20 protein-coding genes are annotated in these 20,067 nt (G+C 58.3%); all 20 read left to right on the top strand.

Translation table 11 applies throughout. From position 1 onward, the window contains the following. The first annotated feature begins 158 nt into the window (after positions 1-158). The 20 genes from rpoB to rplE all read left to right on the top strand — a co-directional run bounded on the left by rpoB (position 159) and on the right by rplE (position 20,058). The gene (gene rpoB / locus AC0N03_RS06850) at positions 159-4,322 is read left to right on the top strand and encodes a DNA-directed RNA polymerase subunit beta (protein ID WP_474287884.1); all 4,164 of its coding nucleotides are present in this window, start codon (positions 159-161) and stop codon (positions 4,320-4,322) included. A gap of 115 nt (positions 4,323-4,437) precedes the next feature. Then, positions 4,438-8,649, top strand: coding sequence for a DNA-directed RNA polymerase subunit beta' (rpoC, locus tag AC0N03_RS06845; RefSeq protein WP_474287883.1), 4,212 nt, complete (start codon positions 4,438-4,440; stop codon positions 8,647-8,649). A 510-nt stretch (positions 8,650-9,159) separates the two neighbouring features. Beyond that, positions 9,160-9,531 (top strand): 30S ribosomal protein S12, encoded by a 372-nt coding sequence (gene rpsL, locus AC0N03_RS06840; protein WP_474287882.1) that lies wholly within the window; start codon positions 9,160-9,162, stop codon positions 9,529-9,531. A gap of 18 nt (positions 9,532-9,549) precedes the next feature. Further along, positions 9,550-10,020 carry a 30S ribosomal protein S7 gene (rpsG, locus tag AC0N03_RS06835; protein WP_474287881.1) on the top strand — a complete coding sequence of 157 codons (471 nt, stop codon included), beginning with the start codon at positions 9,550-9,552 and terminating at the stop codon, positions 10,018-10,020. 20 nt (positions 10,021-10,040) lie between these two features. Continuing rightward, positions 10,041-12,119 (top strand): elongation factor G, encoded by a 2,079-nt coding sequence (gene fusA, locus AC0N03_RS06830; RefSeq protein ID WP_474287880.1) that lies wholly within the window; start codon positions 10,041-10,043, stop codon positions 12,117-12,119. Positions 12,120-12,172: 53 nt separating this feature from the next. Then, positions 12,173-13,363, top strand: coding sequence for an elongation factor Tu (gene tuf, locus AC0N03_RS06825; RefSeq protein WP_474287879.1), 1,191 nt, complete (start codon positions 12,173-12,175; stop codon positions 13,361-13,363). Between the two features lie 59 nt (positions 13,364-13,422). Further along, positions 13,423-13,731 (top strand): 30S ribosomal protein S10, encoded by a 309-nt coding sequence (gene rpsJ, locus AC0N03_RS06820; RefSeq protein WP_474287878.1) that lies wholly within the window; start codon positions 13,423-13,425, stop codon positions 13,729-13,731. A gap of 53 nt (positions 13,732-13,784) precedes the next feature. Next, on the top strand, positions 13,785-14,486 hold the full coding sequence (gene rplC, locus AC0N03_RS06815; RefSeq protein ID WP_474287877.1) for a 50S ribosomal protein L3: 702 nt from the start codon (positions 13,785-13,787) through the stop codon (positions 14,484-14,486). After that, positions 14,486-15,103, top strand: a complete 618-nt coding sequence (gene rplD, locus AC0N03_RS06810; RefSeq protein ID WP_474287876.1) for a 50S ribosomal protein L4 — start codon at positions 14,486-14,488, stop codon at positions 15,101-15,103. The genes rplC and rplD overlap by 1 nt, the downstream gene beginning before the upstream one ends. Beyond that, positions 15,100-15,414 (top strand): 50S ribosomal protein L23, encoded by a 315-nt coding sequence (locus AC0N03_RS06805; protein ID WP_474287875.1) that lies wholly within the window; start codon positions 15,100-15,102, stop codon positions 15,412-15,414. The genes rplD and AC0N03_RS06805 overlap by 4 nt, the downstream gene beginning before the upstream one ends. A 12-nt stretch (positions 15,415-15,426) precedes the next feature. After that, the gene (gene rplB, locus AC0N03_RS06800) at positions 15,427-16,266 is read left to right on the top strand and encodes a 50S ribosomal protein L2 (protein ID WP_474287874.1); all 840 of its coding nucleotides are present in this window, start codon (positions 15,427-15,429) and stop codon (positions 16,264-16,266) included. Between the two features lie 3 nt (positions 16,267-16,269). Continuing rightward, entirely contained in the window at positions 16,270-16,548 is a 279-nt protein-coding gene (gene rpsS / locus AC0N03_RS06795; RefSeq protein ID WP_474287873.1) for a 30S ribosomal protein S19, read from the top strand. 3 nt (positions 16,549-16,551) lie between these two features. Next, a complete protein-coding gene (rplV, locus tag AC0N03_RS06790) occupies positions 16,552-16,935 on the top strand; it encodes a 50S ribosomal protein L22 (RefSeq protein WP_474287872.1) in 384 nt (127 codons plus the stop codon). A gap of 10 nt (positions 16,936-16,945) precedes the next feature. Further along, complete coding sequence (rpsC, locus tag AC0N03_RS06785; RefSeq protein ID WP_474287871.1) at positions 16,946-17,674, top strand: 30S ribosomal protein S3; 729 nt, start codon at positions 16,946-16,948, stop codon at positions 17,672-17,674. Between the two features lie 34 nt (positions 17,675-17,708). Continuing rightward, complete coding sequence (rplP, locus tag AC0N03_RS06780) at positions 17,709-18,122, top strand: 50S ribosomal protein L16 (RefSeq protein ID WP_474287870.1); 414 nt, start codon at positions 17,709-17,711, stop codon at positions 18,120-18,122. Positions 18,123-18,133: 11 nt separating this feature from the next. Next, positions 18,134-18,352, top strand: coding sequence for a 50S ribosomal protein L29 (rpmC, locus tag AC0N03_RS06775; RefSeq protein WP_474287869.1), 219 nt, complete (start codon positions 18,134-18,136; stop codon positions 18,350-18,352). An 18-nt stretch (positions 18,353-18,370) separates the two neighbouring features. Then, positions 18,371-18,601, top strand: a complete 231-nt coding sequence (rpsQ, locus tag AC0N03_RS06770; RefSeq protein ID WP_474287868.1) for a 30S ribosomal protein S17 — start codon at positions 18,371-18,373, stop codon at positions 18,599-18,601. A gap of 107 nt (positions 18,602-18,708) precedes the next feature. Beyond that, complete coding sequence (gene rplN / locus AC0N03_RS06765) at positions 18,709-19,077, top strand: 50S ribosomal protein L14 (RefSeq protein ID WP_474287866.1); 369 nt, start codon at positions 18,709-18,711, stop codon at positions 19,075-19,077. After that, positions 19,077-19,394 carry a 50S ribosomal protein L24 gene (rplX, locus tag AC0N03_RS06760; RefSeq protein ID WP_474287864.1) on the top strand — a complete coding sequence of 106 codons (318 nt, stop codon included), beginning with the start codon at positions 19,077-19,079 and terminating at the stop codon, positions 19,392-19,394. The genes rplN and rplX overlap by 1 nt, the downstream gene beginning before the upstream one ends. Further along, the gene (gene rplE / locus AC0N03_RS06755) at positions 19,387-20,058 is read left to right on the top strand and encodes a 50S ribosomal protein L5 (protein ID WP_474287863.1); all 672 of its coding nucleotides are present in this window, start codon (positions 19,387-19,389) and stop codon (positions 20,056-20,058) included. The genes rplX and rplE overlap by 8 nt, the downstream gene beginning before the upstream one ends. Positions 20,059-20,067: the final 9 nt, after the last annotated feature.

Here is a 20,067-nt window from a genome sequence, read left to right as displayed (position 1 = left end):
GTCCCGAAAAGGTTCGGGGCCGTTCACGTCTTCCGGATTGCCTCTGGCAAACCGGGTGCCAAAGGGCAAACAGGGGCTGATCCCCGCGCGGCAATGCTGCGATCCGGCGTGAGACCATTTTGGTCCGCCGTTGAGATTTGAAGGTGCGAGGAGCGACGATGGCGCAAACGTTCACCGGCCGTAAACGTGTCCGTAAGTTTTTTGGTCACATCCGTGAGGTGGCCGAGATGCCGAACCTTATCGAGGTTCAGAAGGCATCCTATGATCAGTTTCTGATGGTGAAGGAGCCCGCAGGCGGCCGCCCATCTGACGAGGGTCTGCAGTCCGTATTCAAGTCCGTGTTTCCGATTGGCGATTTCGCGGGGAATTCCCTGCTTGAATTCGTCAAATATGAATTTGAGGCGCCTAAATATGACGTGGACGAGTGCCGTCAGCGCGGCATGACCTTTGCCGCGCCGCTGAAGGTGACTTTGCGCCTGATCGTGTTCGATGTGGATCCGGATACCGGCGCCAAGTCGGTCAAGGACATCAAGGAGCAGGATGTCTACATGGGCGACATGCCCTTCATGACGTCCAACGGCACGTTCATCGTCAATGGCACGGAGCGTGTCATCGTCAGCCAGATGCACCGTTCGCCGGGCGTGTTCTTCGACCACGACAAGGGCAAGACCCATTCGTCGGGCAAGCTTCTGTTCGCTGCGCGCATTATCCCCTATCGCGGTTCCTGGCTCGATATCGAGTTCGACGCGAAGGACATCGTCTATGCGCGCATCGATCGCCGCCGCAAGATACCTGTGACTTCGCTGCTGTATGCGCTGGGCATGGACGGCGAGGAAATTCTCTCGACCTTCTACAAGACCGTCACCTACACCCGCCAGAATTATGACGCGGAAGCCGGCTGGCGCATGCCATACGACGCCGAGCGCATGAAGGGTGTCAAGGCGTCCGTCGACATGGTTGATGCCGACACCGGCGAAGTGGTCATCGAGAACGGCAAGAAGCTGACCGCGCGTGCGGCGCGTCTGCTGGCCGAGCGCGGCGTCAAGGCTCTGCGCGTCAGCGACGACGATCTTTATGGTCAGTATATCGCGCAGGACCTCTACAGCCCGCAGACGGGCGAAATTTATGCTGAAGCCGGAGACGAAATCACGGCCAAGACGCTGGCCTTCCTCGTGGAGACCGGTTTCGAGGAAATTCCGGTTCTGGACATCGACCATATCAACGTCGGTCCCTATATCCGCAACACGCTGAATGTGGACAAGAATTCCTCGCGTGAGGATGCGCTGTTCGACATTTACCGTGTCATGCGCCCCGGCGAACCGCCGACCATCGACTCGGCTGAGGCCATGTTCCAGTCGTTGTTCTTTGACTCTGAGCGTTACGATCTTTCGGCTGTGGGCCGCGTCAAGATGAACATGCGTCTCGACCTCCAGGTCGAGGATACGATGCGGGTTCTGCGCAAGGACGACATTCTCGCTGTTGTGAAGGCGCTGGTCGATCTGCGTGACGGCCGTGGCGAGATCGACGATATCGACCATCTCGGCAATCGCCGCGTGCGCTCGGTCGGCGAACTGATGGAAAATCAGTATCGTCTTGGCCTGCTGCGTATGGAACGTGCCATCAAGGAGCGCATGTCGTCGGTCGAGATCGACAATACGATGCCGCAGGATCTTATCAACGCGAAGCCTGCCGCAGCCGCCGTGCGCGAATTCTTCGGTTCGTCGCAGCTGTCGCAGTTCATGGATCAGACCAACCCGCTGTCCGAGATCACGCATAAGCGCCGTCTCTCGGCGCTTGGCCCGGGCGGTCTGACGCGCGAGCGTGCCGGCTTCGAAGTGCGCGACGTGCATCCGACCCATTATGGCCGCATCTGCCCGATCGAGACGCCGGAAGGCCCGAACATCGGCCTGATCAACAGCCTTGCGACCTTCGCCCGCGTCAATAAATATGGCTTCATCGAAGCGCCGTACCGGCGCGTGCGCGATGGCCATGTCACGGATGAGGTGGCTTATCTCTCCGCCATGGAAGAGCAGAAATATTCCGTCGCTCAGGCCAATGTTTCCGTCGATGCCAATGGCGTTCTGGCGGACGATCTGGTCGTTTGCCGTCATGCCGGCGATGTGGTGATGGTGCCGCGCGACCGTGTCGATTACATGGACGTTTCGCCCAAGCAGCTTGTGTCCGTTGCTGCGGCGCTGATTCCGTTCCTTGAGAACGACGACGCCAACCGCGCGCTCATGGGCTCCAACATGCAGCGTCAGGCTGTGCCGCTTGTGCGCGCCGATGCGCCGCTGGTCGGCACCGGCATGGAATCTGTCGTGGCCCGCGATTCGGGCGCGGCGATTTCCGCCCGCCGCACCGGCGTTGTCGATCAGGTGGATGCGACGCGTATCGTCATCCGCGCTACGGAAGAGATGGATCCGGCCAAGCCGGGCGTCGATATCTACCGTCTGATGAAATATCAGCGCTCGAACCAGTCAACCTGCATCAACCAGAAGCCGCTCGTTCGCGTGGGCGATTTCGTGCAGAAGGGCGACATCATCGCTGACGGTCCGTCGACCGATCTTGGCGATCTTGCCCTTGGCCGTAACGTGCTGGTCGCGTTCATGCCCTGGAACGGCTATAACTTTGAAGACTCGATCCTCCTCAACGAGAAAATCGTCAAGGAAGACGTGTTCACCTCGATCCATATCGAGGAATTCGAGGTGATGGCGCGCGACACCAAGCTTGGCCCGGAGGAAATCACCCGCGATATTCCGAACGTCTCGGAAGAGGCGCTGAAGAATCTAGACGAAGCCGGTATCGTTTACATCGGTGCCGAAGTGCAGGCAGGCGACATTCTGGTCGGCAAGATCACGCCGAAGGGCGAAAGCCCGATGACCCCGGAAGAAAAGCTGCTGCGCGCCATTTTCGGCGAGAAGGCTTCGGACGTGCGCGACACCAGCCTGCGCGTGCCGCCGGGTGTGCAGGGCACCATCGTTGAGGTGCGCGTGTTCAACCGGCACGGCGTCGACAAGGATGAGCGCGCTCAGGCGATCGAGCGTGAGGAAATCGAGCGTCTTGCCAAGGACCGCGACGACGAACTGGCCATTCTTGACCGCAACGTCTATGCGCGTCTCGCTGATGTGCTCGAAGGCAAAACCGCAGTGGCCGGGCCGAAGGGCTTCAAGAAGGATACGGTGCTCAGCCGTGCCCTGATGGCGGATTATCCGCGTTCGCAATGGTGGGTTTTCGCTATCGAGAACGATCAGGCGATGGGCGAAATCGAGGCCATGCGCAAGCAATATGACGAGTCTAAGAAGGCGCTTGAAAACCGCTTCATGGACAAGGTCGAAAAGCTGCAGCGCGGCGATGAACTGCCGCCCGGCGTGATGAAGATGGTCAAGGTCTTTGTCGCGGTGAAGCGCAAGATCCAGCCGGGCGACAAGATGGCCGGCCGCCATGGCAATAAGGGTGTGGTTTCGCGCATCGTGCCTCAGGAAGACATGCCGTTCCTCGCGGATGGCACCCCTGTCGATATCGTGCTCAATCCGCTCGGCGTGCCAAGCCGCATGAATGTCGGTCAGATTCTCGAAACACATCTGGGCTGGGCCTGTGCAGGCCTTGGCCGGCAGGTGGGCGAGGCTTACGACGCTTACATGAAGGCGATCAAGGCCGATGCTGCGTCCGCAGGAGAGGCTATCGCGCCGCTCAAGCTGAAGCTGCAGCAGATCTATGGCGAGAACGAAACCGTCAAGTCGCTGTCGGATGAGGGCATTGCCGAACTGAGCCAGAACCTGCGTCGCGGTGTGCCGATCGCAACCCCCGTTTTCGACGGTGCGCGCGAGAAGGACATTGTCGAGATGCTGGAAATGGCAGGTCTGGCTTCCTCCGGTCAGTCGACGCTCTATGACGGACGCACCGGCGACACGTTCGACCGTCAGGTGACCGTGGGCTATATCTACATGCTGAAGCTGCATCACCTTGTCGACGACAAGATCCATGCCCGTTCCATCGGCCCCTACAGCCTCGTGACCCAGCAGCCTTTGGGCGGCAAGGCACAGTTCGGCGGCCAGCGCTTCGGCGAAATGGAAGTCTGGGCGCTGGAAGCTTATGGCGCGGCCTATACCTTGCAGGAAATGCTCACCGTCAAGTCGGACGACGTGGCGGGCCGCACCAAGGTTTACGAGGCGATCGTGCGCGGAGAGGACACGTTCGAATCCGGTATTCCGGAGAGCTTCAACGTTCTCGTCAAGGAAATGCGCTCGCTCGGCCTCAATGTCGAACTGGTCTCGCACGCCAAGCCGCTGCCGGAGACACCGTCGGCTGAAGCTGCGGAGTAATGCGGTCCGGGCGGGCTTTCGGGTCCGCCCCCAGATTTTGTTCGGGGCAGGGAACTGCCCCACAGTGCTTTTCCGGCCATGGTGGCGCGGCGCGCCCCAGCTTTAGGAGATGGTTATGAATAAAGAGGTTATGAATCTCTTCAATCCGGTGGCTCTGCCTCAGGCGTTCGATGCGATCCAGATCGGTATCGCAAGCCCTGAAAAGATCCTTTCCTGGTCGTTCGGCGAAATCAAGAAGCCGGAAACGATCAATTACCGCACCTTCAAGCCGGAGCGGGACGGCCTGTTCTGCGCCCGCATCTTTGGCCCGATCAAGGATTACGAGTGCTTGTGCGGCAAGTACAAGCGCATGAAATATAAGGGCGTTATCTGCGAGAAGTGCGGCGTTGAAGTAACGCTGTCCCGCGTGCGGCGCGAGCGCATGGGCCACATTTCGCTTGCCGCCCCGGTTGCGCATATCTGGTTCCTCAAGAGCCTGCCGTCGCGCATCGGTCTTCTGCTCGATATGACGCTGAAAGATCTGGAGCGCATTCTCTATTTCGAATCCTATATCGTCATCGATCCGAACCTGACGCCGCTCAAGACCCGCCAGTTGCTGTCGGAAGACGAATATCTGCGCGCCCAGGACGAATATGGTCAGGATTCCTTCGTGGCCATGATTGGCGCCGAAGCCATCCGCGAGATTTTGCGCTCGATGGACCTGGCCAAGATTGCGGCTGAACTGCGTATCGAGATTGCTGAATCCACCACCGATCTCAAGCCGAAAAAGCTGGCCAAGCGCCTGAAGATCATCGAGGCTTTCATGCAGTCTGGCAATAAGCCGGAATGGATGATCCTGACCGAGGTGCCCGTCATTCCGCCGGATCTGCGTCCGCTGGTGCCGCTCGATGGCGGCCGCTTCGCCACATCCGACCTGAATGATCTCTACCGTCGTGTGATCAACCGCAACAACCGCCTGAAAAGGCTGATCGAGCTGCGTGCGCCGGATATCATCATCCGCAACGAAAAGCGCATGCTGCAGGAATCGGTTGACGCGCTGTTCGATAACGGCCGCCGCGGCCGTGTCATCACGGGCGCCAATAAGCGTCCGCTCAAGTCTCTCGCAGACATGCTCAAGGGCAAGCAGGGCCGTTTCCGTCAGAACCTGCTCGGCAAGCGCGTGGATTATTCCGGCCGCTCGGTCATCGTGGTGGGTCCGGAGCTCAAATTGCATCAATGCGGCCTGCCGAAGAAGATGGCGCTCGAACTGTTCAAGCCGTTCATCTATTCGCGTCTCGATGCCAAGGGTCTGTCTTCGACCGTGAAACAGGCCAAGAAGCTGGTGGAGAAGGAAAAGCCGGAGGTCTGGGATATCCTCGACGAGGTCATCCGCGAACATCCGGTGATGCTGAACCGCGCGCCGACCCTGCATCGTCTTGGCATTCAGGCTTTCGAGCCGGTGCTGATCGAAGGCAAGGCGATCCGCCTGCATCCGCTCGTCTGTTCGGCCTTCAACGCCGACTTCGACGGCGACCAGATGGCCGTGCATGTGCCGCTGTCGCTGGAAGCGCAGCTTGAGGCGCGCGTGCTGATGATGTCGACCAACAACATCCTGCATCCCGCCAACGGCCAGCCGATCATTGTGCCGAGCCAGGACATCGTGCTTGGGCTTTATTATCTCACGCTGATGCGCGACGGCGACATCGGGCAGTACCGCGTCGATCCGGTGACGAAAATGCCGCTGGCCGGCATTTTCAGCAATATCAACGAAATTGAAGCCGCAATCGCGGCCAAGGAAGTGACGTTGCACACCCGCATCAAGGGCCGCGCCTGGACCTATGATGCTGCTGGCAACCGCGTGGCGAAAATCTTCGACACCACGCCGGGCCGCATGTTGCTGGGCCAGCTCATTCCTGAGCACAACAAGATCCCCTTCGATGTCGTCAACAAGCTGATGACGAAGAAGGAAATCTCCAACATGATCGATACGGTTTACCGTAACTGCGGTCAGAAGGAGACGGTTATCTTCTGCGACCGGATCATGGCGCTTGGCTTCCGCGAGGCGTTCAAGGCCGGTATTTCGTTCGGCAAGGACGACATGGTTGTGCCGGAGACCAAGCCGAAGATCATCGCCGACACAACGGCGCTCGCCAAGGAATATGAGCAGCAGTACAACGACGGTCTCATCACCCAGGGCGAGAAGTACAACAAAGTCGTGGATGCCTGGGCCAAGTGCTCGGACAAGCTCGCCGAGGAAATGATGATCCGCATCTCGTCCGTCAAGAAGGACGAGAATGGCAAGGATCGCCAGATTAACTCGATTTACATGATGAGCCATTCGGGAGCCCGCGGTTCGCCGGCCCAGATGAAGCAGCTTGCGGCCATGCGTGGCCTTATGGCCAAGCCGTCGGGCGAAATCATCGAGACGCCGATCATTTCCAACTTCAAGGAAGGTCTTTCGGTTCTCGAATATTTCAACTCGACCCACGGTGCCCGTAAGGGTCTTGCCGATACGGCGCTGAAAACCGCGAACTCCGGTTACCTCACCCGCCGCCTCGTCGACGTGGCGCAGGATGCGATTATCTCGACCGAAGATTGCGGCTCGCAGGGCGGCATCCGGATGCGCGCGATCATCGACGCGGGTCAGGTTGTTGCGTCTCTGGCCATCCGCATTCTGGGCAGAACTGCAGCCGAGGATCTCAAATCGCTCGACGGAAGCGTGATTGTTGCAGCCGGGGAGATGATTCAGGAATGGCATATTGACCGCATCAATGCTGCCGGCATTCAGGAGGTGAAGATCCGCTCGGTTCTCACCTGTGAAGCGCCGAACGGTGTCTGCGCCAAGTGCTATGGCCGCGATCTTGCTCGCGGAACGCCGGTCAACATGGGTGAGGCCGTCGGCGTCATCGCAGCACAGTCGATCGGCGAGCCGGGAACCCAGCTCACCATGCGCACCTTCCACATCGGCGGTGCGGCGCAGATTGCCGATTCGTCCTTCATCGAGTCGAACTTCGAAGGTACGGTCAAGATCCGCAACCGCAATCTGGCCCGTAACTCTGATGGCGACCTCATGGTCATGGCGCGTAACGTTGCTGTGGTCATTGTCGGCGCCGACGGACAGGACCGCGCCGTGCACCGCGTGCAATATGGCGCGCGCCTCAAGGTCGACGAGGGCGATCAGGTCAAGCGCGGTCAGCGTCTGGCCGAATGGGACCCCTATACCCGTCCGATCATGACGGAAGTTGAAGGCACCATCGGCTTCGAGGATCTCGTTGAGGGCGCGTCGATTTCGGAAGCCATCGACGAGGCCACCGGTATCGCCAAGCGCGTCGTCATCGACTGGCGCATGAGCCAGCGCTCCAGCAGCCTCAAGCCGGCTCTTGTCGTCAAGGGCAAGGACGGCAAGGTGGCAAAGCTGCCGCGCGGCGGCGATGCGCGCTATCTCCTGCCTGTCGAGTCGATCATCTCGTTCGAGCAGGGCGCGCATGTCAACGCGGGCGATATCATTGCCCGTATTTCGATGGAAAGCGCCAAGACCCGCGACATCACCGGCGGTCTGCCGCGTGTGGCGGAATTGTTCGAAGCCCGTCGTCCGAAGGATCACGCGATCATCGCGGAAATCTCCGGTACGGTTAAGTTCGGCAAGGACTACAAGAGCAAGACGCGCATCACCATCGAACCGCATGAGGACGGGCTGGATCCGGTGGAATATTTCATTCCGAAGGGCAAGCACATCCATCTGCAGGACGGCGACGTGGTGGAGAAGGGCGATTACATCGTCGACGGCAATCCGGCTCCGCACGACATTCTTGCGATCAAGGGTGTCGAGGAACTGGCGGCCTATCTCGTCAACGAGATTCAGGAAGTCTACCGCCTGCAGGGCGTGGGCATCAACGACAAGCACATTGAGGTGATTGTCCGCCAGATGCTGCAGAAGGTGGAAATCTCGGATGCCGGCGACAGCGACCTGCTGAGCGGCGAGCAGATCGACCGTATCGAAATGGATGCGATCAATCAGAAGCTTCTGGAAGAGCACAAGCGCCCCGCCGTGGGAACGCCTGTTCTCCTCGGCATCACCAAGGCGTCGCTGCAGACCAAGTCGTTCATCTCGGCTGCCTCGTTCCAGGAAACCACCCGCGTCCTTACCGAGGCTGCGGTCAATGGCAAAATGGATACGCTGGAAGGGCTGAAGGAAAACGTCATTGTCGGTCGTCTCATCCCGGCAGGCACGGGTGCAGCCATGTCGAAGCTGCGCCGCATCGCCACCATGCGCGACGAACTTATCGTCCAGCAGCGGGCCGAGACGTCCAAGCAGCCGGTTCAGATTGCCGCCGATCCGGCGGAATAATCCGAATCAGAATATTTAGAGACGGGGCCGTCTTCCGGACGGCCTCTTTTTTTGGCCAAATCGGAGACATTTGCCTCTCTATCTGAGCTCAGGCCGCTTTAGCGTGGCAATCCGGCGCCAGCCGGGGAGCAAACCTTAAAAAATCGAGTCATTTCAGTTTGATTTGACTCATCAAAGGGGTTGACGGGGGGGGAGGGTTTCAGTATGTTCCGCGCACTTCAACAGGCTGTAGGCTCTCTTCTTTCCGGACGTCTCGTCCAGAACACAAAGGTCCTAAACGCTGTTGGCCCTAGCCATGACGGTAAACGTCACTCCTAGCGCAAGCTAGTCAAGGCAAGATTGGCGAATTTCGCCAGTCCTCTGCGATTTGCGCACTTTAAGCCTTTAGTGAAAAGGCCAAGGTGCGGATTCGTGTTGCTTTATGAGTGTTGTGTGTCGCGGCAGGAATTCAAGCCGGGTGAAAGCCCGGGAGAGACAAGACAGAACTTCGGTTCACCAGAAGGGCAAACGATGCCAACGATTAGTCAGTTGATCCGCAAGCCGCGGGCGCCAAAGACCTACCGCGAAAAGGCTCGCCACATGGAGGCAAGCCCCCAGAAGCGTGGCGTGTGCACACGCGTTTACACCACGACGCCGAAGAAGCCGAACTCGGCTTTGCGTAAGGTGGCGAAGGTGCGTTTGACCAATGGCTTCGAGGTCATCGGCTATATTCCGGGTGAAGGCCATAACCTTCAGGAACATTCGGTTGTGATGATCCGCGGCGGCCGTGTGAAGGATTTGCCGGGTGTGCGTTATCACATCCTTCGCGGCGTTCTCGATACGCAGGGCGTCAAGGATCGTAAGCAGCGCCGTTCGAAATATGGCGCGAAGCGTCCGAAGTAATTTAAGAGGATTGAAGCGATGTCACGTCGTCACAGCGCTGAAAAGCGTGAAATTATTCCGGACCCGAAGTTCGGCAACATCATTGTCACCAAGTTCATGAATTCCATCATGTATGATGGCAAGAAGTCGGTTGCTGAATCGATCGTTTATGGCGCATTCGCCAACGTCGAGGCAAAGCTGAAGGCTGACCCGCTGCAGGTGTTCATGGCGGCTCTCGACAATGTGGCCCCTGCCGTTGAGGTTCGTTCACGCCGCGTTGGTGGTGCAACCTACCAGGTTCCGGTTGAGGTGCGCACCGAGCGTCGTCAGGCCCTTGCTATCCGCTGGCTGATTTCTGCTGCCCGTGACCGCAACGACAAGACCATGGTTGATCGTCTTTCATCCGAATTGATCGATGCTGCCAATAACCGCGGCAATGCCGTTAAGAAGCGCGAAGATACGCACCGCATGGCGGAAGCCAACCGCGCCTTCTCGCATTATCGCTGGTAATTCTTTTTAAGGACCTCAACATGGCCCGCTCGCATCAGATTCAGGATTACCGAAATTTCGGTATCATGGCTCACATCGACGCCGGTAAAACGACGACGACTGAGCGTATTCTTTATTACTCCGGCAAATCGCACAAGATTGGCGAAGTGCATGACGGCGCTGCCACCATGGACTGGATGGAGCAGGAGCAGGAGCGTGGCATCACGATCACTTCGGCTGCCACCACCACGTTCTGGAAGGGCAAGCGCCTTAACATTATCGATACCCCCGGCCACGTGGACTTCACCATTGAGGTGGAGCGCTCCCTGCGTGTTCTCGATGGCGCTGTCTGCGTTCTCGACGGTAACCAGGGCGTTGAGCCGCAGACCGAGACCGTCTGGCGTCAGGCCGACAAGTACAACGTTCCGCGTATCGTGTTCGTCAACAAGATGGACAAGATCGGCGCTGATTTTTACAAGTGCGTCGAGGATATCAAGACCAAGGTTGCCGGACGTGCGGTCTGCATCCAACTGCCGATCGGTTCCGAGAGCGACTTTGCCGGCATCATCGATCTCGTTCGCATGAAGGCTGTGGTCTGGGAAAACGAAGCGCTGGGCGCGAACTATCATGATGAGGAAATTCCGGCCAGCCTGAAGGATAAGGCCGCTGAATACCGCACCATGCTGATCGACGCTGCCGTCGAACTCGACGACGATGTCATGGCTGCCTATCTCGATGGCAATGAGCCGGACGAAGCCACGCTTCATCGCCTCATCCGCGCCGCCGTGCAGGGCCGCGTGTTCGTTCCGGTTCTCTGCGGTTCGGCCTTTAAGAACAAGGGCGTTCAGCCGCTTCTTGATGCCGTTGTCGAATATCTGCCGTCGCCGCTCGATCGTGGCGCGATCAAGGGTATAGATTTCGAAACAGAGGCTGAAATCGTTCGCAACCCGTCCGATGACGAGCCCTTCTCCATGCTCGCCTTCAAGATCATGGACGACCCGTTTGTCGGCACCATCACCTTCTCGCGCGTTTATTCGGGCAAGATCGAGTCGGGTACGACCGTGCTCAATTCCACCAAGGACAAGCGCGAGCGTGTCGGGCGCATGTTGCTGATGCATGCCAATAACCGCGAAGACATCAAGGAAGCCTATGCCGGCGATATCGTGGCTCTGGCTGGTCTGAAAGAAACGCGCACCGGCGATACGCTCTGCGATCCGAACAAGGCCGTGATCCTCGAAAAGATGATCTTCCCCGAGCCGGTTATCGAAATCGCCGTCGAGCCGAAGTCCAAGGCTGATCAGGAAAAGCTGGGCATTGCCCTGGCCAAGCTGGTTGCCGAAGACCCGTCCTTCCGTGTCTCGACCGACTCTGAGTCCGGTCAGACCATCATGAAGGGAATGGGCGAACTTCATCTTGACATCAAGGTCGACATTTTGCGCCGCACCTACAAGGTGGACGCGAATATCGGCGCTCCTCAGGTGGCTTACCGTGAAAAGCTCACCAAGAAGGTCGAAATCGACTATACGCACAAGAAGCAGACCGGCGGTACAGGCCAGTTTGCCCGCGTGAAGATTGTGTTCGAGCCGAATGAGCCGGGTGCAGGTAACGCTTTCGAATCCAAGATCGTGGGCGGCGCCGTGCCGAAGGAATATATTCCGGGCGTTGAAAAGGGCATCAACAGCGTCATGGGTGCGGGCATTCTTGCCGGCTTCCCGGTTGTGGACGTCCGGGCAACGCTGGTGGATGGCGCGTTCCATGACGTTGACTCGTCGGTTCTCGCCTTCGAAATCGCATCGCGTGCTGCTTTCCGCGAGGCACTCCAGAAGGGCGGTTCCGTTCTTCTTGAGCCGATCATGAAGGTGGAAGTGGTGACCCCGGAAGACTATACCGGTTCGGTCATGGGCGATCTTCTGGGTCGTCGTGGTCAGGTTCAGGGTCAGGACATGCGCGGTAATGCGGTCGTCATCAATGCGATGGTGCCGCTCGCCAACATGTTCCAGTACGTGAACACCCTGCGCTCGTTCAGCCAGGGCCGCGCGAACTACACCATGCAGTTCGATCATTACGAGCAGGTGCCGACCGCGGAAGCGGAAAAGGTCAAGGCGAAATATTCGGCTTGATCGGTCACTGAACATTCAAAGTTTTGAACCCTTAGGTTTAAGAGGAGCCTGTCATGGCAAAAGAAAAGTTTGAACGCACTAAGCCGCATTGCAACATCGGCACTATCGGTCACGTCGACCACGGCAAGACCTCGCTCACCGCAGCGATCACCAAGGTTCTGGCAGAAGCCGGCGGCGCCAAGTTCACCGCTTACGACCAGATCGACAAGGCTCCGGAAGAGAAGGCCCGCGGCATCACCATTTCGACCGCTCACGTCGAATATGAGACCCCGAACCGTCACTATGCCCACGTCGACTGCCCCGGCCACGCCGACTATGTGAAGAACATGATCACCGGCGCAGCCCAGATGGACGGCGCTATTCTCGTCGTGTCCGCTTCGGACGGCCCGATGCCCCAGACCCGCGAGCACATCCTGCTTGCCCGTCAGGTCGGCGTGCCTGCTCTCGTTGTGTTCATGAACAAGGTTGACCTTGTCGACGACGCCGAACTGATCGACCTCGTTGAAATGGAAATCCGTGAACTTCTCTCCAAGTACGAGTTCCCTGGCGACGAAATCCCGATCACCAAGGGTTCGGCTAAGGTTGCTCTCGACGACGGCGACAAGAAGATCGGTCATGACGCTATTCTGGCTCTCATGAAGACGGTTGACGAATATATCCCGCAGCCGGCCCGTCCGCTGGATCTGCCCTTCCTGATGCCGGTCGAAGACGTGTTCTCGATCTCTGGCCGCGGCACCGTGGTGACCGGCCGTGTCGAGCGCGGCATTGTCAAGGTTGGCGAGGAAATCGAGATCGTCGGCCTGCGTCCGACCACCAAGACCACCGTTACCGGCGTTGAAATGTTCCGCAAGCTGCTCGATCAGGGTCAGGCCGGCGACAACATCGGCGCGCTGCTGCGCGGCACCAAGCGTGAAGACGTTGAGCGTGGTCAGGTTCTCTGCAAGCCGGGTTCGGTCAAGCCGCATACGAAGTTCAAGGCTGAGGCCTACATCCTCACCAAGGAAGAAGGTGGCCGTCATACCCCGTTCTTCACGAACTATCGTCCGCAGTTCTACTTCCGCACCACCGACGTGACCGGCGTCTGCACGCTGCCGGAAGGCACGGAAATGGTGATGCCGGGTGACAACATCTCGATGGATGTGGCTCTTATTTCTCCGATCGCCATGGAAGAGAAGCTCCGCTTCGCTATCCGCGAAGGCGGCCGCACCGTTGGTGCAGGCGTTGTCGCATCGATCATTGAATAATTGAGGCTGATTGACTGGGCGGGGTCCTCGCCCCGCCTACCAATCGAGGGATGAACCTTATGAACGCTCAGAATATTCGCATACGTCTCAAGGCCTTTGATCATCGAATCCTTGATTCGTCGACGAAAGAAATCGTGTCTACGGCCAAGCGCACCGGCGCCCAGGTTCGTGGGCCCATCCCGCTGCCGACGCAGATCGAGAAGTTTACTGTGAACCGCTCGCCGCACGTCGACAAGAAGTCGCGCGAGCAGTTTGAAATTCGCACTCACAAGCGGGTGCTTGACATTGTTGATCCGACGCCGCAAACCGTCGACGCTTTGATGAAGCTCGATCTTGCAGCCGGTGTCGATGTCGAGATCAAGCTCTAAGTTTTGTTGTAACAGGCACCTCTCAACGAATGTGCCTTGAAGGATAAAGAACCATGCGGTCAGGTGTTATCGCACAGAAGGTCGGAATGACCCGCATCTTTACGGATGCCGGTGAGCACGTCCCTGTGACAGTTCTGAAGCTCGATGGCTGTCAAGTTATCGCGCATCGGACGCAAGACAAGAACGGCTACACGGCTGTTCAGCTCGGCATTGGCCGGGCGAAAGTCAAGAACGTTTCGCGCGCCGAGCGCGCCCGTTTCGCCATTGCGAAGGTTGAGCCCAAGATGCAGATTGCTGAATTCCGCGTGCCGGAAGACAAGCTGCTGCCGGTTGGTGCTGAAATCACCGCTGATCACTTCGTTGTCGGTCAGTTTGTCGATGTCAGCGGCACCACGATTGGTAAGGGCTTTGCCGGACCGATGAAGCGTTGGAATTTTGGCGGTCTGCGCGCCACGCATGGTGTCTCGGTTTCGCATCGTTCGCATGGTTCGACCGGCGGTCGTCAGGATCCGGGCAAGACCTTCAAGAACAAGAAAATGGCCGGTCACCTCGGTGTGGAGCGTGTCACCACCCAGAACCTGCGCGTCGTGCAGACAGATGTCGAGCGCGGACTGGTTCTGGTTGAGGGCGCTGTGCCCGGTTCCGCCGGTGGCTGGATCTATCTGCGTGACGCCGTCAAGAAGGCTCTGCCTCAGGATGCGCCGCAGCCCGGCAAGTTCCGTCTCAATAACGAAGTGAAGAAGGAGGGCGAGTGATGAAGATTGACGTCTCGTCCCTCGATGGGAAGAAGGCCGGTTCGGTCGAACTGAACGATGCCATTTTTGGTCTCGAGCCACGCCAGGATCTGATCGCCCGCATGGTGCGCTATCAGTTGGCCAAGCGTCAGGCCGGAACACATGAAACGCAGGGCCGCGCCGACGTTTGGCGCACCGGCAAGAAGATGTTCAAGCAGAAGGGTACGGGCTCTGCCCGTCACGGTTCTGCCCGCGCGCCGCAGTTCCGCGGCGGTGGCCGCGCCTTCGGACCGGTGACCCGCTCGCATGCTCACGATCTGCCCAAGGCCGTGCGTGCGCTGGCGCTCAAGCATGCCCTGTCCGCCAAGGTCAAGGCCGGCGAACTGATCGTGCTGGAGAACACCCAGTCGGAGCCCAAGACCAAGGTCGTGCTTGGCCATCTCAACACGCTCGGCATCAACAATGCTCTGTTCATCGATGGGGCGCAGGTGGATGCAGGTTTCAGCCTCGCTGCCCGCAACATACCGCACATCGACGTGCTGCCGGTGCAGGGCATCAATGTTTATGACATTCTTCGTCGCAGCAAACTGGTGCTGACGAAGGCTGCTGTGGAAGCGCTGGAGGCGCGGTTCAAATGAGCAATCCGTCCCGCATTTCCAAGGACTCGCGTCACTATGACATCATAGTGTCGCCGGTCATCACCGAAAAGGCCACGATGGCCTCGGAGAGCAACCAGGTCGTCTTCAACGTGCGCAAGGATGCCACCAAGCCTCAGATCAAGGCAGCTGTAGAAAAGCTGTTCGACGTCAAGGTGAAGGCTGTCAATACCTTGATCCGCATGGGTAAGCGTAAGGTGTTCCGCGGTTTCCGCGGCCAGCAATCCGATGTCAAGAAAGCCGTTGTGACTCTCGCCGAGGGCCACAAGATTGACATCACGACAGGCCTGTAAGGATTACGATCAATGGCACTGAAATCTTTCAAGCCGATCACTCCGGGCCTGCGCCAGCTGGTGATCGTCGACCGCAGCGAGCTCTACAAGGGCAAGCCGGTCAAGACCCTCACGGAAGGAAAGTCTTCCAAGGGTGGTCGCAACAATCTCGGTCGTGTGACCGTTCGCTTCCGTGGCGGCGGACACAAGCAGACCTACCGCATCGTCGACTTCAAGCGCCGCAAGCTTGATGCGCCGGCTGTGGTGGAGCGTCTGGAATATGACCCGAACCGCACAGCCTTCATCGCTCTCATCAAGTATAATGATGGCGAACTGGCTTATATTCTGGCGCCGCAGCGCCTTAGCGTCGGCGACGAGGTCGTCTCCGGCAACCAGGTTGACGTGAAGCCGGGAAATGCCATGCCGCTGGCCAATATTCCGGTCGGCACGATCGTCCACAACGTCGAGATGAAAATCGGCCGTGGCGGTGCAATCGCCCGCTCTGCCGGTTCTTATGCTCAGATTGTCGGCCGCGATCAGGGTTATGTGTCTCTGCGCCTCAACTCGGGCGAGCAGCGGCTCATCCATGGCCAGTGCTTCGCCACGATCGGTGCGGTATCCAATCCGGACCACATGAACACCAGCCTCGGCAAGGCCGGTCGCGCCCGCTGGCTCGGCCACAAGCCGCATAACCGCGGCGTGACCATGAACCCGGTCGACCATCCGCACGGTGGTGGTGAAGGCCGCACCTCGGGTGGCCGTCATCCGGTTACGCCGTGGGGCAAGCCGACCAAGGGTAAGAAGACCCGCAGTAATAAGTCGACAACGCGCTTTATCGTCGTGTCGCGTCACGACCGCAAGAAGAAGGGTTAACGAATGTCGCGTTCAATCTGGAAGGGACCATTCGTTGATGGCTATCTGCTCAAGAAGGCGGATGCAGCCAGCAGCTCGAAGCGGTCGGAAGTTATCAAGATCTGGAGCCGTCGCTCGACGATCTTGCCGCAGTTCGTTGGTCTGACCTTCGGTGTCCATAACGGCCATAAGCATGTGCCGGTGCAGGTTTCCGAAGAGATGATCGGTCACAAGTTTGGTGAATTCGCCCCGACACGGACCTTTACGGGTCACGCCGCGGACAAAAAGGCGAAGAGGGGCTAAATCATGTCTAAGCCTAAAACGCCGCGTGCGCTGAAGGATAATGAAGCAAAGGCTGTCTTGCGCATGGTGCGCATCAGCCCGCAAAAGCTGAATCTTGTCGCGCAGTTGATCCGTGGCAAGAAGGTCTCCGGCGCTCTCGCCGACCTGACCTTCTCGCGCAAGCGTATCGCCCATGATGTCAAGAAGACGCTGGAAAGCGCCATTGCCAATGCCGAGAACAACCATAGCCTCGATGTCGACGATCTCGTCGTCGCTGAGGCCTATGTCGGCAAGGCCATGGTTCTCAAGCGGTTCAGCCCGCGTGCGCGCGGCCGGGCCAGCCGGATCGAGAAGCCGTTCTCGAACCTGACCATCGTCGTTCGTGAAGTTGAAGCCAAGTCGGCCTGAGGAGAGACATATGGGACAGAAAGTCAATCCAATCGGTCTGCGTCTCGGCATCAACCGCACGTGGGACTCGCGTTGGTTCGCGAACAAGGGTGAATATGGCCAGCTTCTTCATGAAGACATGAAGATTCGCGAAGTGCTGATGAAGGCGCTGAAACAGGCTGCCATTTCCAAGATCATAATCGAGCGTCCGCACAAGAAGTGCCGCGTTACCATTCATTCGGCACGCCCGGGCGTGGTCATCGGCAAGAAGGGCGCTGACATCGACAAGATCCGTAAGCTTGTTGCTGGCCTGACGAAGTCGGAAGTGGTGATCAACATTGTCGAAGTCCGCAAGCCGGAAGTCGACGCCACCCTGGTGGCGGATTCGATCGCTCAGCAGCTGGAACGCCGCGTTGCATTCCGCCGCGCCATGAAGCGGGCTGTTCAGTCGGCCATTCGTCTTGGCGCTGAAGGCATCCGCATCAATTGCTCCGGCCGTCTCGGCGGTGCCGAAATTGCCCGGCTGGAGTGGTATCGCGAGGGCCGCGTGCCTCTGCATACGCTGCGCGCCGATGTGGACTACGGTGTCGGAACGGCCCATACGGCTTATGGCACCTGCGGCATCAAGGTCTGGATCTTCAAGGGCGAAATCCTTGAGCATGATCCGATGGCGCAGGACAAGCGTCAGGCTGAGAGCGATAATTCCGGCAACGCCAGCAGCCGCCCGCGTCGTGAACGTGAACCCCGTGATGCGGCCTAAGGCCCTGCAGCACAAGAATTGAAGAGTTGAGAACATGTTGCAGCCAAAGCGAACAAAGTTCAGGAAAGCCTTCAAGGGTCGCATCCGCGGCGCTTCGAAGGGCGGAACCGAACTCAATTTCGGCCAGTATGGCCTGAAGGCCATGGAACCTGAGCGTGTTACCGCGCGCCAGATCGAAGCCGCCCGTCGCGCCCTGACCCGCCATATGAAGCGTGCCGGCCGCGTCTGGATCCGGATTTTCCCTGACGTGCCGGTTTCGAAGAAGCCGACCGAAGTGCGTATGGGTAAAGGTAAGGGTGCGCCAGAATTGTGGGCATGCCGCGTTGCCCCCGGCCGTATCATGTTCGAGCTGGACGGTGTTCCGCTGGATGTGGCGCGTCAGGCGCTCACGCTGGCTGCTGCCAAGCTGCCGATCAAGACCCGCTTCATCCAACGTATTGCCGAATAGGAGAGAGGAATATGTCAAACAAGCAGCGCCTCTCTGATCTTAAGGTCATGACCGTTGATCAGCTTTCGGAAGAAATTCTGAATTTGAAAAAAGAGCAGTTTAACTTGCGCTTCCAGCGTGCTACAGGACAGCTCGAAAACACGTCCCGTGTTCGCATCGTTCGGCGTGAGATTGCCCGTGCCAAGACCCTTGCCGCCCAAAAGCGCAAGGCGTCGAAGGCATCGGCGTAAGTTATTAGAGGATAAACCATGCCGAAGCGCATTTTGCAGGGCGTTGTTGTCAGCGATAAGCAGGACAAGACCGTCGTTGTGAAGGTAGAGCGTCGTTTCACTCATCCGCTCTTGAAAAAGACGGTGCGTCGTTCGAAGAACTACCATGCACATGATGAAAACAAGACGTTTAAGGTTGGCGACACGGTTTCCATCGAGGAAACCAAGCCAATTTCAAAATTAAAGCGTTGGACTGTACTCGTTCCATAGTCTAAAGGCTTTATAACCACGAGGAGGCCTCTGGCCTCCTTCAGGCGTAGTCCGGGGAAGCATGGCGACATGACAGCCGGAAACCGATCTGAGAGAGAAGGCAAACCATGATTCAGATGCAAACGAATCTCGACGTCGCCGATAATTCTGGCGCGCGGCGCGTGATGTGCATCAAGGTATTGGGCGGCTCGAAACGCAAGTATGCGAGCGTCGGCGATATTATTGTTGTGTCCATCAAAGAGGCCATTCCACGCGGTCGCGTGAAGAAGGGCGATGTCATGAAGGCAGTTGTCGTGCGTGTGGCTAAGGATATACGCCGCACCGACGGGTCAGTGATCCGTTTTGACAATAATGCGGCGGTTCTGATCAACAATCAGTCCGAGCCGATCGGCACCCGCATCTTTGGCCCGGTTCCGCGCGAGTTGCGCGCCAAGAACCACATGAAGATTATTTCTCTCGCGCCGGAGGTGTTGTAATGGCCGCCAAGATAAAAAAGGGCGACAAGGTCGTCATCCTGGCTGGCCGCGACAAGGGCAAGTCGGGCGAAGTTGTTTCGGTCAATCCGACTGAAGGGCGCGCTACCGTGCGCGGCGTCAATCTGGTGAAGCGTCATCAGCGTCAGACACAGACGCAGGAAGGCGGGATCATCACCAAGGAAGCTCCGATCGATCTGTCGAACGTGGCTATTGCCGATCCCAAGACCGGCAAGGCAACGCGCGTTGGGTTCAAGGTGCTGGAAGATGGCCGCAAGGTTCGTTTCGCGAAAGCTTCAGGAGATTTGATCGATGGCTGAGGATAAGAAGGCCAAGGCTGCTCCGAAGGGCGCCAAGGCTCCGGCTGCTGGCGCTGAAAAAGTTGCGCGCGGCAGCATTGCTATTGAAAACACCAGTGCGGCTTCGGCCATGCCTGCGGATTATGTGCCGCGCATGAAGAAGCTCTATCTCGAGCAGATCCGCCAGCAGATGGTTGAGCAGTTCGGGTACAAGAATGCGCTGGAAGTGCCGAAGATCGAGAAGATCGTGCTCAACATGGGCGTGGGCGACGCGGTCAACGACACCAAGAAGGTGACGTCGGCTGCAGCCGATCTCGCGCTCATCTCCGGCCAGAAGCCGGTGATTACCCGTGCACGCAAGGCAATCTCGACGTTCAAACTGCGCGAGAATATGCCGATCGGCGCCAAGGTCACGCTGCGTCAGGCGCAGATGTACGAATTCCTCGACCGTCTCGTGACCGTGGCCCTGCCGCGCGTGCGAGATTTTCGCGGCCTGAATCCGAAGTCTTTTGATGGCCGTGGCAATTATGCCCTCGGTATCAAAGAGCATATCATTTTCCCTGAAATTGATTATGACAAGGCTGAGGCCAACCTGGGTATGGACATTATTGTCTGCACCTCGGCCAAGACAGATGAAGAAGCGCGCGCGCTCCTGCGGGCGTTTAACTTTCCGTTCCGGCAGTGAGCTCTCGCT

It is taken from the genome of Methylocystis sp. sgz306128 (assembly GCF_056032725.1).
Note: the sequence above shows the minus strand (reverse complement) of the source record. Positions and strands in the feature narration are given on the sequence as shown.